The 12,839-nt window shown below is 70.9% G+C and carries 14 protein-coding genes; 5 read left to right on the top strand and 9 right to left on the bottom strand.

Annotation, left to right across the window (positions count from 1 at the left end; all coding sequences use genetic code 11):
- Positions 1-284: 284 nt before the first annotated feature.
- The gene (locus GT354_RS33820) at positions 285-1,178 is read left to right on the top strand and encodes an alpha/beta fold hydrolase (RefSeq protein ID WP_161360186.1); all 894 of its coding nucleotides are present in this window, start codon (positions 285-287) and stop codon (positions 1,176-1,178) included.
- A 59-nt stretch (positions 1,179-1,237) separates the two neighbouring features.
- Here the strand turns inward: GT354_RS33820 and GT354_RS33815 are convergent, their stop codons facing one another.
- From GT354_RS33815 to GT354_RS33805, 3 genes are all read right to left on the bottom strand, one after another.
- Entirely contained in the window at positions 1,238-1,666 is a 429-nt protein-coding gene (locus tag GT354_RS33815; protein ID WP_161360185.1) for a universal stress protein, read from the bottom strand.
- A gap of 61 nt (positions 1,667-1,727) precedes the next feature.
- Positions 1,728-2,972: an MFS transporter gene (locus GT354_RS33810; protein ID WP_161360184.1), complete on the bottom strand. Its 1,245-nt coding sequence runs from the start codon at positions 2,970-2,972 to the stop codon at positions 1,728-1,730.
- Between the two features lie 170 nt (positions 2,973-3,142).
- A complete protein-coding gene (locus tag GT354_RS33805) occupies positions 3,143-4,222 on the bottom strand; it encodes an NYN domain-containing protein (protein WP_237535744.1) in 1,080 nt (359 codons plus the stop codon).
- Positions 4,223-4,550: 328 nt separating this feature from the next.
- Between GT354_RS33805 and GT354_RS33800 the strand changes: the two genes are divergently transcribed.
- A complete protein-coding gene (locus tag GT354_RS33800) occupies positions 4,551-4,715 on the top strand; it encodes a hypothetical protein (RefSeq protein ID WP_161360183.1) in 165 nt (54 codons plus the stop codon).
- An 82-nt stretch (positions 4,716-4,797) separates the two neighbouring features.
- Here the strand turns inward: GT354_RS33800 and GT354_RS33795 are convergent, their stop codons facing one another.
- The 4 genes from GT354_RS33795 to GT354_RS33780 all read right to left on the bottom strand — a co-directional run bounded on the left by GT354_RS33795 (position 4,798) and on the right by GT354_RS33780 (position 8,281).
- Entirely contained in the window at positions 4,798-5,421 is a 624-nt protein-coding gene (locus GT354_RS33795) for an MBL fold metallo-hydrolase (protein WP_161360182.1), read from the bottom strand.
- Positions 5,418-6,557 (bottom strand): S-(hydroxymethyl)mycothiol dehydrogenase, encoded by a 1,140-nt coding sequence (locus GT354_RS33790; RefSeq protein WP_161360181.1) that lies wholly within the window; start codon positions 6,555-6,557, stop codon positions 5,418-5,420. The genes GT354_RS33795 and GT354_RS33790 overlap by 4 nt, the downstream gene beginning before the upstream one ends.
- A gap of 139 nt (positions 6,558-6,696) precedes the next feature.
- A complete protein-coding gene (locus GT354_RS33785; RefSeq protein ID WP_161360180.1) occupies positions 6,697-7,548 on the bottom strand; it encodes a PHP domain-containing protein in 852 nt (283 codons plus the stop codon).
- 97 nt (positions 7,549-7,645) lie between these two features.
- Complete coding sequence (locus GT354_RS33780) at positions 7,646-8,281, bottom strand: DUF6758 family protein (RefSeq protein WP_161360179.1); 636 nt, start codon at positions 8,279-8,281, stop codon at positions 7,646-7,648.
- A 202-nt stretch (positions 8,282-8,483) separates the two neighbouring features.
- On the opposite strand from GT354_RS33780, the gene GT354_RS33775 reads away from it, so the two are divergent.
- Positions 8,484-8,885: an NUDIX domain-containing protein gene (locus GT354_RS33775; RefSeq protein WP_161360178.1), complete on the top strand. Its 402-nt coding sequence runs from the start codon at positions 8,484-8,486 to the stop codon at positions 8,883-8,885.
- A 71-nt stretch (positions 8,886-8,956) separates the two neighbouring features.
- A complete protein-coding gene (locus tag GT354_RS33770) occupies positions 8,957-9,856 on the top strand; it encodes a ribokinase (protein WP_161360187.1) in 900 nt (299 codons plus the stop codon).
- Positions 9,857-9,901: 45 nt separating this feature from the next.
- Here GT354_RS33770 and GT354_RS33765 read toward each other — a convergent pair whose 3' ends face one another.
- Both GT354_RS33765 and GT354_RS33760 read right to left on the bottom strand, forming a co-directional pair.
- On the bottom strand, positions 9,902-10,408 hold the full coding sequence (locus tag GT354_RS33765) for a MaoC family dehydratase (RefSeq protein ID WP_161360177.1): 507 nt from the start codon (positions 10,406-10,408) through the stop codon (positions 9,902-9,904).
- A gap of 202 nt (positions 10,409-10,610) precedes the next feature.
- A complete protein-coding gene (locus GT354_RS33760) occupies positions 10,611-11,219 on the bottom strand; it encodes a suppressor of fused domain protein (protein ID WP_161360176.1) in 609 nt (202 codons plus the stop codon).
- Between the two features lie 456 nt (positions 11,220-11,675).
- Between GT354_RS33760 and corA the strand changes: the two genes are divergently transcribed.
- Entirely contained in the window at positions 11,676-12,755 is a 1,080-nt protein-coding gene (gene corA, locus GT354_RS33755; protein WP_161360175.1) for a magnesium/cobalt transporter CorA, read from the top strand.
- The last annotated feature ends 84 nt before the right edge of the window (positions 12,756-12,839 follow it).

Below are 12,839 nucleotides of genomic sequence, written 5' to 3'. Positions count from 1 at the left end.
CGGCGCCGGCGCGACCGCCGTCGTGGTCGAGGCGATCACGACGGACGCCGCGCCCGCCGAAGGTTCGGCCATCGAGGGCGACGCGGACCGCGCGCCGCGTCGTCGCCGCCGCCGGACGCGTCGTCGCCCCGACGGGGTCGAGGCCGGTTCCGTCGCGACCGACGAGGGCTGAGCCGAGCGTCACCGAAGCCACGACAACGGCCTCCGGTGTGGAGTGTGGACGATCACGTCCGTGCTCTGCGGCGGGGGCCGTTCTCGTGGAGGCGGGAAAGTAGTCTCGAACCGTGAGCACGCCACGTTTTCTGACCCTGCCCGGGACCGTCCGCTCCCGTCGCCTGGCGACGGCACGCGGCGAATTCGCCGTCCTGGAGTCCACTCCGCCTGCCGGTGAACGCGTCGTGGGCACCGCCGTCCTGGTGCCCGGCTTCACCGGCAGCAAGGAGGACTTCATCGCGCTGGGCGATCCGCTCGCCCGACGCGGCTTCCACGCCGTCGCGCTCGATCAGCGTGGACAGTACGAAAGCCGGGGGCCGGGCGATCCGGCGGCCTACACGCGCGACGCGCTCGTGGACGACGTGCTGGCGGTCGCCGACGCGGCGGCGCCCGGCGCGCCGGTGCACCTGGTGGGGCACTCCTTCGGCGGTCTCGTGTGTCGGTCGGTGGCGCTGCGCGAGCCCGGCAGGTTGGCGTCGCTGACGCTGATGAGCACCGGGCCCGCGGCGATCCACCAGGACGAGATCGCCCGGCTCCTGCTGCTTGAGGAGGTACTGCCGGTGCTGTCGCGCCAGGAGGTGTGGGAGGCGATGCGCGCGGTCGAGATCGAGGCCGGGCTGCTGCCGCCGACCGATCCGGTGATCGCCGAGTTCCTGCACGCCAGGTGGCTGGGCAACGCCCCGGCGAGCCTGGCCGCGATGGCCGAGCAGTTGCGGACCGAGCCCGACCTCGTCGGCGAACTCGCCGCCGTGGTCGCCGCGGGACTGCCCGCGCTGGTGATCTCGGGCGTCGAGGACTACGCGTGGCCACTTCCCTGGCAGGTCGCGATGGCCGAGCGCCTTTCGGTCCCCCACGTGATCGTCGAGAACACGTTCCACTCCCCCAACGTGGAGGACCCGGACACCACGGCCGCGACGCTCGCCGACTTCTGGTCGGGCGCCGACGTCTACGCGAATCGGCCCTGAAATCGCGGCCGGCCCCGACACCGTGCTCGGTGTCGGGGCCGGCTGCGGCTGGGACGTGCTCAGGGAACGAGCAGTACCGGGCACACCGCGCGGTGCGCGACGCTGTCGCTGACGCTGCCCAGGAACAGGCTCGCCACGCCGCCGTGCCGACGCGAGCCCATGACCACCAGGTCGGCCTTGAAGTCACGGGCCTGGTCGAGCACCGCGTTGGGCACGTCGCCGCGCACGGTCTCCTCGGTCCAGCCCTCGACGTTGGTCACGCCGCCGGCCTTGAGGGTGTCGACGGCCTCGGTGACCACCTGCGCGGCACCCTCCGCCGACTCGTCCTCTATCACGGCGCCGAGCCCGCCGCCGTCCACGACCTCCACGGTCTGCACGTGCAGCACTCGCACGGCCGCGCCGGTGGCCTTGGCGAGCAGAGCGGTGTGGGACAGGACGTCGCCGGTCTCGGGGGTCGAGTCCACGGCGACCAGGATCCGCTCGTACATGTCGTGCACTTCCTTATCACGTATCTCGTATGTCGTGAGTGTCCGGTCTATCACGCGCGGTTCACACGCTCGCCGGCACGGCCCGGGGTGCGTTCAACATCTCGGTGTCGTGGTGATCGACGGCCGACAGAGTGCGACGGGCCCCGAACATCACGGCCGCGGCGATGACGCATGTCGCGGTCGCGACCAGGAACGGCACGTGCACGTTGAAATGCTCCTCCAGCTTGGGCGCCAGGAACGGCGCCGCGGCGGCGGCGAACCAGCGAACGAAGTTGTACCCCGCACTCGCCACGGGTCGCGGCGAGTCCGAGACCTCGAGCGCCATCTCGGTGAACACCGTGTTGTTGATCCCGATGAACGCACCCGAAACGATGACGCCGGTCACGATGACGCTCTTCGAGCCGTACGCGATCACCGCGAGGTCGGCGGCGAACAGCAGCAGGCTCGCGGCGGCCACGGTGGCCGAGCCGAACCGGGCCTGGAGCCGAGGCGCCACCAGCACCGAGGACAGGGCGAGCAGGACGCCCCACGCGAAGAACACCGCGCCGCTCTTGTACGGCGTCATGTTCAGCACGAACGGGGTGAACGCGAGCACGGTGAAGAAACCGTAGTTGTAGAAGAACGCACCGGTGGCGGTGGTGGCCAGGCCCCTGTGGCCGAGCGCCTTGAGCGGGTCCAGGATGCCGACCTTGGCGGCGGCCCGGGGTTGCTCCTTGAGCAGGCCGACGATCATCAGGAAGCCGACCGCCATCAGTACGGCCGTGCCGTAGAACGGGTAGCGCCAGCTCGCGTTGCCCAGCACGGCGCCGAGCAGCGGACCACAGGCCATGCCCAGCCCCAGGGCCGATTCGTAGAGCAGGATCGCGGCGGAGGACCCGCCGGCGGCGGCTCCGACGATCACCGCGAGGGACGTGGACACGAACAGCGCGTTGCCCAGGCCCCAGCCCGCCCGGTAGCCGACCAGTTCGCCGACGGAGTCGGAGGTCCCGGCGAGCCCGGCGAAGACCACCACCAGGGCCAGGCCCAGCAGCAGCGTCTTGCGGCCGCCGATCCGGCTGGAGACGAAGCCGGTCACCAGCATCGCGACGGCGGTGATCAGGAAGTAGCTGGTGAACAGGAGGGACACCTGGCTCGGCGATGCCTGGAGACCCTTGGCGATCGACGGCAGGATCGGGTCGACCAACCCGATGCCCATGAACGCGACCACCGCGGCGAACGCGGTGGCCCACACGGCCATCGGCTGCTTGAGGATGCTGCCCTGCGCTTGCGCCTGGCGGGCCTGCCCGCTGTCGGGGACGGACTGCATGCGAGACCTCCGAACTGCACTCGACACTCGCCAACTGGATACGCACACTCGTTAGCGTCGCTAATAAATGTAGCCTACATGTATTTGTGTGGCAAGCGCCACGCCGAGTGCCGGAGCAGCACCCGGGGCGGTGTTCGAGTGGCGGGTGACGCGGCTCGCGGGCCGGCCGGTCAGCGGGTCGGCGAACCTTCGAGGGGATCCGCGCCGGCGATGCCGAACTCCTGGTTGAGCCGGTCCCAGAACCCGTTGCGCAGCGCGCGGCGCAGGTCCTCGTGCGGGCGCAGCGAGTATTGGAGCACGCTCTCCGCGTCCACCAGCAGGCCGCGGTCGATCGCCTGCGGGAGCATCGGGCCCGGCATCAGGTCGGCCAGGTTCTCCCGCCCGCGCACCACCAGCCAGCGCTTGGCGATCTCCTGGCCGATCCGCCACGCCTGGTCGGCGGTCGGCGGCGCGCCGGGCTGTACCGCGAGCTGGCCGCCGGAGGAGGGCGGCAGGATCACGGGCGTCACGCACGTCTCGCAGAACTCGCGGTGCAGCATCCGGGTGACGTCGGCTTCCCACACGAGCGGGTCGGCCTGGTTGGTGCCGTAGGCGGGCTCGACGCCCCACAGGTGCACGCGCACGCCGTAGGACTGCGCGGCCTCGACCGCCGACACCAGGTCCTCGTCGCCGCTGATGACCACCGCGTCGTCGATCGCGTGGTTGCGCGCGAGCGATTCCAGATCGCTGCGGATCAGCGAGTCGACGCCCTTTTGCTGGTTGTGCGCGTTGAGGTTGCCCAGGCGCACCTTGACGTCGGGCAACTCGGCGATCTGGCGCTGCTCGACGGTGTGCACCCGCTCGCGCGCGCCGTCGTACCAGTACACCCGCAGCAGGCGGCCCTCCGGGAAGACCGTCCGGGCCTCGTCGATCAGGCCGGTGATCAACTGCTCGGCGTCGACCCGAAACGCCCGGCGCTCGGCGGAACCGGCCACGAGCAGTCCCATCGCGGCGTAGACGTAGCCGACGTCGACGAACAGCGCGTGGGTGCCGAAGTGCAACGGTGGCGAGACCGACTGGACCAGTACGGCCGGACGAGTGAACGCTCCCGGCATCTCGGGCAGTCCGGGCGCGTCCTCGAAGCCGGCGACCGGATGGTCCTCCAGCGGACCTCCGTGCTCGGCGACGAGGTTCCCGCCGGTTTCGTGCGCGTCGGCGCCGAAGGCTGCCGTGGCGCCCGACCGGACGTCGTCCTCTCCCGGATCGTGCAAAGTCTCTCGTCCTCCCGTGGCGCCCGCCCGATGTTCGGACCGTCTCAGACCCGCATTGTCCTATGCCGTCCTCGTCGCGTCCTCGCTCGGGCCGGATGCGAATTCGCGTCACCCGTCACGTGTAGCGCCTGGATGATCAGGAAAGGAACATTTCAGTCACGGGAATGGTATCCGCGTGACCGCTGTTGTTCAGTGTGGTGCCGGTAGTGACCTCTGTCAGGTCTTGTCTGATCCATGTGGATCCCGGCGCCCATCCTTGTAGGCGGAGCCGAAGGTTTGATTTCCTTCGGCTCCGTGCCACTTCGGACGAGAGGGAAGGGAGACGCATATGCGTTACCGAATCACCAACCTCAGCCGAGCGCACGAAAAGGTCGGGACGAACCCGGCCGGTTGCTCTGTGGATCTCGACACCGTGCAGGCGGCCCTGAAGCGGGCCGAAGCATATGGCGAGCGCTTGTACATTCGCCCCGTCAAGGTGGCGGAAGCGGGCTGATATCGAACGACCGAGGGCGCTCTCCCGAATGGGGGAGCGCCCTCGGCATGTGCCGACCCGGGTGCGGGCCGAGCCCGCCTCCTCAGTGCCCTCGGGCGACCCACGCGTCGTAGTCCGCGGCCTCCGCACCGATCGTGGTCTCGTCGCCGTGACCGGTGAGCACGCGCGTGCCGTCGGGCAGCGCGAGCAGCCGACCCTTGATCGAGTCGAGGATGACCGGGAACGACGAGAACGAGCGGCCGGTGGCCCCCGGGCCGCCCTTGAACAAGGTGTCGCCGGAGAAGAGCACGTCGAGTTCGGGCGCGTACAGGCATACCGCGCCCGGCGCGTGGCCGGGTGTGTGCACAACCCGCAGGTCGGTGCCCGCGACCGTGATCACCTGGTCGTCGGCCAGTTCGGCGTCCGGCGCGCGGTCGGGATGGACCGCGTCCCACAGCATCCGGTCCTGCGGGTGCAGGTGGATCGGCGCGCCGGTGAGCCGGGCGAGTTCGGCGGCGGCGTTGATGTGGTCGTTGTGGCCGTGGGTGAGCACGATGGCGGTGACCCTGCGATCGCCGACCCGGGACGCGATGGCGGCCGCGTCGTGTGCCGCGTCCACGACCACGACCTCGCGCTCGTCGCCGACGATCCACACGTTGTTGTCGACGTCGAAGTCCTGGCCGTCGAGCGAGAAGACGCCGGAGGTGACGACGTGGTCGATACTCACCGGCTCGTGCCCTCGCTGCTCTTGTCGCCGCTCCTGTTTTCGCTCTTGTCGTCCAGGACGACCACCGAGCGCAGGACTTCGCCGCTGTGCATCTTGTCGAACGCCGCTTCGACGTCCTCCAGGGTGATCGTCTCGCTCACGAACGCGTCGAGATCGAGGCGGCCTTGGCGGTAGAGGTCGATCAGCATCGGGAAGTCCCGCGACGGCAGACAGTCGCCGTACCAGGACGACTTGAGCGCGCCGCCGCGGCCGAAGACGTCGATCAGCGGCAGCTCGATCTTCATCTCCGGGTTCGGCACACCGACCAGGACCACGGTGCCGGCCAGGTCGCGGGCGTAGAACGCCTGCTTGTAGGTCTCCGGGCGGCCGACCGCGTCGATCACCACGTCGGCGCCGAAGCCGCCGGTGAGTTCGCGGATCGCCTCGACGGGGTCGTTGTTCCTCGAGTCGACCGTGTGCGTCGCACCCGCGTCGCGGGCCCACTGCAGCTTGCGCTCGTCGAGGTCGACGGCGATGATCCGCGCCGCGCCCGCCAGTCGGGCTCCGGCGATCGCCGCGTCGCCGACGCCGCCGCAGCCGATCACCGCGACCGTGTCGCCGCGACCGACGTTGCCGGTGTTGATCGCCGCGCCCAGACCCGCCATCACGCCGCAGCCGAGCAGACCGGCCGCCGCGGGGTCGGTGTCGGGGTCGACCTTGGTGCACTGGCCGGCCGCCACGAGGGTCAGCTCGGCGAACGCGCCGATGCCCAGCGCCGGGCTCAACTCGGTGCCGTCCTCCAGGGTCATTTTCTGCGTGGCGTTGTGCGTCGCGAAGCAGTACTGCGGCCGGCCGCGCCGACACGCCCGGCAATCCCCGCACACCGCACGCCAGTTCAGGATCACGAAGTCGCCGACGGCGACGTCCGTGACGCCCTCGCCGACCGACTCGACGATGCCTGCGGCCTCGTGGCCGAGCAGGTACGGGTATTCGTCACCGATCCCGCCCTCGCGATAGTGCAGGTCCGTGTGGCACACGCCGCACGCCTGCACCCGCACTCGCGCCTCGCCGGGTCCCGGATCCGGCACCACGATCGTCTCGATCGTGACCGGCGCACCCTTGCTCCGCGCGACGACGCCGCGTACCGACTTGCTCATGTCCTCCACCTCTCCCCAACCACCGACCCTGCCCACGCACCCTAGCCGTGCCCTTTCCACGAGGCGCACTCGCGGAAACGATCCCGGGGTGCGCGCCGAACGACCGGTTCGGCGCGCGACTCGAAGGCCGTTGCGGTGGCTAGGGGTTCGACACGGTGGGGATTCCGGTCGCCTCGGCGGTGATCGCCTCGTACGACTCGACCGGCGTGGTGTTGTCGCCCAGGGCGATGCTCTTGTGGGTGCCGTGATAGTCGCTGCTGCCGGTCGGGACCAGGCGCAGGTCGCTCGCGAGGCCGCGCAGGTGGTCGCGCATCCGGGCGTCGTGGTCCATGTGGTCGACCTCGATACCGAACAGGCCCGCGTCGGCGAGGGCGGCGATGCCGGCGTCGGAGACGGTCCGGCCGCGCTTGACCGCGCCCGGGTGCGCGAAGACCGCGACCCCACCGGCGGCACGGATGAGGCGGACCGCCTCGTCGGCGCGAATCTCGTACTTGTTCACGAACGCGCGGCCACCGTCCTTGAGCCACTGAGGGGTGAACGCCTCGGACACGTCCGCGACGACGCCGGCCTCGACCAGGGCCCGCGCGACATGCGGGCGGCCGACCGTGGCGCCGGCGGCGATCTCGCGCACGCGCTCCCACGTGATCGGCGCGCCCAACTCCCGGCAGCGCCGCACCATGGCCTCGGCCCGGCGCACCCGGTCGGTGCGCACCAGTTCGCGGGCCCGGGCGAACTCGGGTTCGGTCGGGTCGAAGAGGTAGCCCAGCATGTGCACGCTGACGTCGCCCTCGGCCACACACGAGATCTCGGCGCCGCGAACCAGGGTCAGCCCGCTCGGCAGCGCGTCGACCGCGCCGGCCCACCCGCTGGTGGTGTCGTGGTCGGTGAGCGCGACCACGTCGAGCCCGGCCGCGCGCGCTTCGCGGACCAGTTCCGCCGGCGAGTCGGTGCCGTCGGAAGCGGTGCTGTGGGTGTGCAGGTCGATGCGCACGCTGACCTCGTCTGTCGGGAGGATCGATGGACCCTCCCGACCCTAACGACCGCGATCACCGGTGCTTCGGGTGCGCTCGGAAGTCGTCGCCGCCGGCTCAGAAGTCCAGGAGTTGCGGGGACAGCACGCCGCACGGGAGCAGTTCCAACTCGGCGCCCGCGTCGCGCAGGTCGGTCAGGACGACGTCGTCGTAGACGACGTGGCCCGCCTTGCCCGGACGCAGCACGACCCACAGCCACAGGCCGAGCGCCTCGCCCGCGTACACCGCGCGGTCGCCCGGCGCGTCGGTCACGCACCACAGCGGCGTCGGCCGGCCCGCGGCCATCACCTTGGCGGGTGCGGACTTGACGAAGTCGCTGCCGGGGTCGGGGCCGGTCAACCCCGCGTAGCGGGCGCCGAGGCCGACGCCCACCTCCTCGGCGATCACCAGCAGTTCGCCGCGCCCGCCCAGCGGCGCCGGGCCCGCACACGAGACGGCCACCGCCCGGGACCCGCTGCGGTCGTCGCCCGCGTGGGCCACACCGGTGTACAGCCAGCCCACCGGGAGCGGCCACGGCAGCCAGACGGGGACGCGGGACCGGCGCACGACCGCGTCGAGCGCCTCGACGCTCGGCGGCACCACAGGTTGAAGCGGAGGAACGGCTGCATGGATCTCGCACTCCCACGTCTCCGAGAAAAGACCGGGAGCGCGGACCCGGCCGCCGCAGCGGGGGCAGCTCGGCTCGCCCTTCATAGGACAAGACGGTCCACTGCCCAAGGCTCCGCGTCAAGGACGATCACTCCTTCGGTGCGCTCGCACCGCCGACCGGCGTACGCCCCAAAGCGGCGTCCCCACTGTGGGGTGCGCCTTCCCGCGCGCTCGTTTCGGTGCGGTCGGGGTGGCCTGTGGCGGATCTCCCGGTGTGTGCGCGCGGGTACGGCTACGCTCGGGAAGCATGCAGCCCATTCCCTGCGTAGGCGCGATCGTCCTCGACGGCGAAGGTCGCCTGCTCTTGATCCAGCGCACGACGATGCCGGGGGCGGGCCGCTGGTCGTTGCCCGGCGGGCGGGTCGAGGAGGGCGAGACGGACGCGGTCGCACTGGCCCGCGAAATGGCCGAGGAGACCGGCCTGTTGGTGACCGTCGGACCGCTCGTGGGCATCGTGCGGCGAGACGCGCCGAACGGCGGGGTGTACGAGATCCGCGACTACGCCTGTACGCCGCACGGTGGTGAGTTGCGCGCGGGCGACGACGCGGGCGCGGTGCGCTGGGTCGCGCCGAACCGGGTCGCCCGACTCGACCTGGTGGACGGGCTGTTGGACGCGCTGCGCGAGTGGAACGTCCCGGGGATCTCGTGAGCGGGGCGGGCTCGGAGGCTGGTGGCCTGGAGCCGGCCGGGCCGGGCTCGAAGTCGCGGGGGCCGGCGCGGTTGCTCGTGGTCGGGTCGGTCAACGCCGACCTGGTGGTGCGGGTGGCCCGGCACGCGCGGCCGGGCGAGACCGTGCTCGGCGGCGATCTGGTGGTGCATCCCGGTGGCAAGGGCGCCAATCAGGCGGTCGCGGCGGCGCGGCTCGGGGCGCACGTGGCGATGGCGGGGCGGGTCGGCTCCGACGCCTACGGCGCGATGCTCGTGGACACGCTGCGCGCCGAGGGCGTCGACGCGGCGCACGTGCGCGAGGTGGCGGGAGCGTCGGGCGTCGCACTGATCACCGTGGACGACGCGGGCGAGAACAGCATCACCGTGGCGCCGGGGGCCAACGCGCGGTTCGGGCCGCAGGACGTGGCCGACCTGGTGCCCGCGATCGCGGCGGCGCGGGTGGTGTCCCTGCAATTGGAGATCCCGCTCGACACCGTGTGGGAGGTGGTCCGGCGGTGCCGCGAGCACCGGACCCGGGTCGTGCTCAATCTGTCGCCGTCGATCCCGAGCCTCGTCCTGATGTCCGCGACGGTGGCGCGCGAGTGCGATCCGCTCGTGCTCAACCAGCACGAGGCGAGCGTAACGACCGGTGTCGACGACGCGCGCGGGGCGATCGAGAGTTGGCGTGCGCTCGGCCGGGGTCCGCGGTCGATCGTGCTGACCCTGGGCGGCGGCGGGACGCTGGTCGCGGTGGGCGACGGCGAGCCGGTACACGTGGCCGCGCCGACGGTGGACGTGGTGGACACCACGGGTGCGGGCGACGCGTTCACGGGTGCGTTGGCGTGGCGGCTCGCGGCAGGGGACGACCTGGTGACGGCGACGCGTTACGCGGTGCGGGTGGGCGCGGCGGCGGTGCGGCGCGAGGGCGCGCAGTCGTCGTATCCGACGGCGGACGAAGTGCCGTTGCCGTGAGGGTGAGCCGCCCCGCCGTGGACGACCCACCCCGCGGTGCGGGTCTCAGCCCTCGATCGACTCGGGGCGCCCGGGCTGTTCGCCGCCGCGCTTTTGCCCGTAGATCTCCTTGGGGACCATCACCTTGCGCTTGAACACACACACGAGCGTGCCGTCCTGCTTGTAGCCCTTGGTCTCCACGTGGACGACGCCCCGATCGTCCTTGGACTTGGACTCCCACTTGTCGAGCACGAGCGTCTGCCCGTAGATCGTGTCCCCGTGGAACGTCGGCGCCACATGGCGCAGCGACTCGATCTCCAGGTTGGCGATCGCTTTGCCGGAGACGTCGGGCACGGACATGCCGAGCAGCAGCGAGTAGATGTAGTTGCCCACCACGACGTTCTTGCCGAAGTCGGTGGACGTCTGGGCGTAGTTGGCGTCCATGTGCAGCGGGTGGTGGTTCATGGTGAGCAGACAGAACAGGTGGTCGTCGTACTCGGTCACGGTCTTGCCGGGCCAGTGCTTGTAGATCGCACCGACCTCGAACTCTTCGTAGTAGCGGCCGAACTGCATTTCGGTCCCCTCTCACCTCGGATATGTGGCTCCCGCGACGCGACTCGCACAACGCCCCCGCCGAGCACCCGCCGCATGCGGTCGGGCGCGGGGAACGTGTGTACCCGGGCCGGCACGAGACTCCGAGGATAGGGAGACGGGCCCGGCGCCCAGTAGGGGCCCGCCGGTGACGTAGGTCATGGCGCCCGCGTCCGCCCGGTGTTCAGCCCAGCGGGACCGCGCGGCGGGTCGGGTCGCGGAGGTCGGTGCCGTGGCGGAGCCACTGCTCCTGAAGGGCCTCGGCGCCCTGGGCCCGCTTCCAGGCGGCCTCGGCCGGGGTCATCGGCAACACGGGGAAGAAGTGGACGGGGTCGGCCGGGGCGGTCAGGGGCAGGTCGGGAACCAGGCCGCCCGATTCCGCGACCAGGACGGCGTGGAAGGCCGCGCCCTCCCACAGCGGGCCGCCCAGGTCCAAGGACGCGCCCGGGGTGATGACCAGGCCCTCCACCTGTGGCGTCGAGGCCAGCACCGCGAGCGGCCGCAGGACCGAATCGTGGCCGCCGCGCACGGACAGGATCAATTCCGCGCGCGGGCCCTGGACCGGGTCGGCCAGCGCCGCGCCCGGGTCGGCCATCGGGGCGCGGGCCATGCCGAGCGTGGCGTAGCGGACCACACCCGCGCCGTCCGGACCGAAACGCAGGACCTCGATCCGGTCGGTGCCGACGAACGTGACGCCGGCCCGTCCGCTCGGGTCGCCGAACGCGGTCGTCAGGTGTGCCTCGACCTGCGGGGTGGGATCGACGGGCTCGGGTCCCGGCGTGAAGTCGAACATGCGCTGCATGCTAATTCGCCGTCAGGACCCTTGCGCGTAGCGACCGTTCGACCGCGCCGTCTGGTGTACTCTGCATAGTCGGCCGCCGGGATGTGAACATCCCCGTGCGCCGTGGGATGACGGACTCGCCTTTGCCCCGATCGCACCCGGTCGACGAGCGAAGGCTTTCCCCCAGCGGGGACCGGCCGTGGGAGGTGATCGTGGTGCATACCAGCACGCCGTGCAGTACCGGCGCTTCACCCGATCTTCCCCGATCCAGTCGCACGCCCCGCCCTTTCTGAGGTCTTCCCGGACCTTTTCAGGACTTCCTCCGTGACGGGGCGTCAGGATCATTCGCCGTCTTTTCGGTGATTCGTCTCGCTGATTCGTTCCGCTTTCACGTGTCGACGCCCACCGCTGCCCGCCGGTCGCGGTGCTCTCGCGTTGCCGCGTGCCTGTCAGTGCAGGAGCCCCGTCATGTCGATGATTCGCGACCTCCGCGCCGCTGTCCGTCCGCTCCGTCGTACCCCCCTGCCGTCGGCGCCCCAGACGGTCCTGCCGGGAAACTGCGTCGTGGACTGCGCGGTGTACGAGGACGGCCGCCGGGTCGAGGGCTACGCGAATCCCGACTCGGCGATCCACCGCGTCCGCGCGGACGGCGGTTTCGTCTGGATCGGCCTGCACGAGCCCAGCGCGCTCGAACTGTCCGGCATCGCCGAGCGGTTCGGGCTGCACCCGCTCGCCGTCGAGGACGCGGTGCACGCGCATCAGCGGCCCAAGCTGGAGCGCTACGACGACACCCTGTTCGCGGTGTTCAAGACGGTCACCTACGTCGAGCACGAGCAACTCTCCGCGACCAGCGAGGTCGTCGACACCGGCGAAATCATGGTCTTCCTCGGCAACGACTTCGTGGTCACCGTGCGCCATGGCGGCCACGGCGGGCTCGGCGACCTGCGGCACCGCCTGGAGCACGGCGGCGAACTGCTCGCCGCCGGACCGTCGTCGGTGCTGCACGCGGTCGCCGACCGGGTGGTGGACACCTATCTCGACGTCACGCGGCTCATCCAGGACGACATCGACCAGGTCGAGAACGACGTGTTCGGCGGTGGTGGCGCGGGCGACGCGGGCCGGATCTACCAGCTCAAGCGCGAACTGCTCGAACTCAAGCGCGCCGTCGCCCCGCTCGCCCACCCGTTGCGCCGGCTCGCCGAGCGGCCGATGCGCCAGGTACACCCCGACATCCGCGAGTACTTTCGCGACGTGGAGGACCACCTGTCGCGAGTGAGCGAGCAGGTGGCGTCGTTCGACGAACTGCTGACCTCGATCCTGCAGGCCAACCTCGCGCAGGTGACGGTCGCTCAGAACGAGGACATGCGCAAGATCTCGGCGTGGGTCGCGATCTTCGCCGTGCCCACGATGGTCGCCGGCGTGTACGGGATGAACTTCGAGCACATGCCGGAGCTGAAGTGGAAGTACGGCTACCCGATGGTGATGTCGGTGATCGTGGTCGCGTGCGCGTTGATGCATCGGGGCTTTCGGCGCAACGGGTGGTTGTAGGTCGGGACGGCACTTCGTGACGCACGTGCGGTTTCGCCTTCGGCGGGGTTGGGATTTGTTCCCACCCGCACCACCCGTTGCGTT

Origin of the sequence: Streptomyces sp. SID3343 (assembly GCF_009865215.1) — a bacterium.
Classification (GTDB): domain Bacteria; phylum Actinomycetota; class Actinomycetes; order Streptomycetales; family Streptomycetaceae; genus Embleya.
This window is presented reverse-complemented; position numbering and strand designations above follow the sequence as displayed.

Excerpts from the sequence above, each read along its gene's own strand:
- GT354_RS33815 (WP_161360185.1), bottom strand. The coding sequence starts at position 1,666 with ATGTACGAGCGGATCCTGGTCGCCGTGGACTCGACCCCCGAGACCGGC.
- GT354_RS33775 (WP_161360178.1), top strand. The coding sequence starts at position 8,484 with ATGCAGCCCATTCCCTGCGTAGGCGCGATCGTCCTCGACGGCGAAGGT.
- GT354_RS33800 (WP_161360183.1), top strand. The coding sequence starts at position 4,551 with ATGCGTTACCGAATCACCAACCTCAGCCGAGCGCACGAAAAGGTCGGG.
- GT354_RS33780 (WP_161360179.1), bottom strand. The coding sequence starts at position 8,281 with ATGAAGGGCGAGCCGAGCTGCCCCCGCTGCGGCGGCCGGGTCCGCGCT.
- GT354_RS33790 (WP_161360181.1), bottom strand. The coding sequence starts at position 6,557 with ATGAGCAAGTCGGTACGCGGCGTCGTCGCGCGGAGCAAGGGTGCGCCG.
- corA (WP_161360175.1), top strand. The coding sequence starts at position 11,676 with ATGTCGATGATTCGCGACCTCCGCGCCGCTGTCCGTCCGCTCCGTCGT.
- GT354_RS33765 (WP_161360177.1), bottom strand. The coding sequence starts at position 10,408 with ATGCAGTTCGGCCGCTACTACGAAGAGTTCGAGGTCGGTGCGATCTAC.
- GT354_RS33810 (WP_161360184.1), bottom strand. The coding sequence starts at position 2,972 with ATGCAGTCCGTCCCCGACAGCGGGCAGGCCCGCCAGGCGCAAGCGCAG.
- GT354_RS33760 (WP_161360176.1), bottom strand. The coding sequence starts at position 11,219 with ATGTTCGACTTCACGCCGGGACCCGAGCCCGTCGATCCCACCCCGCAG.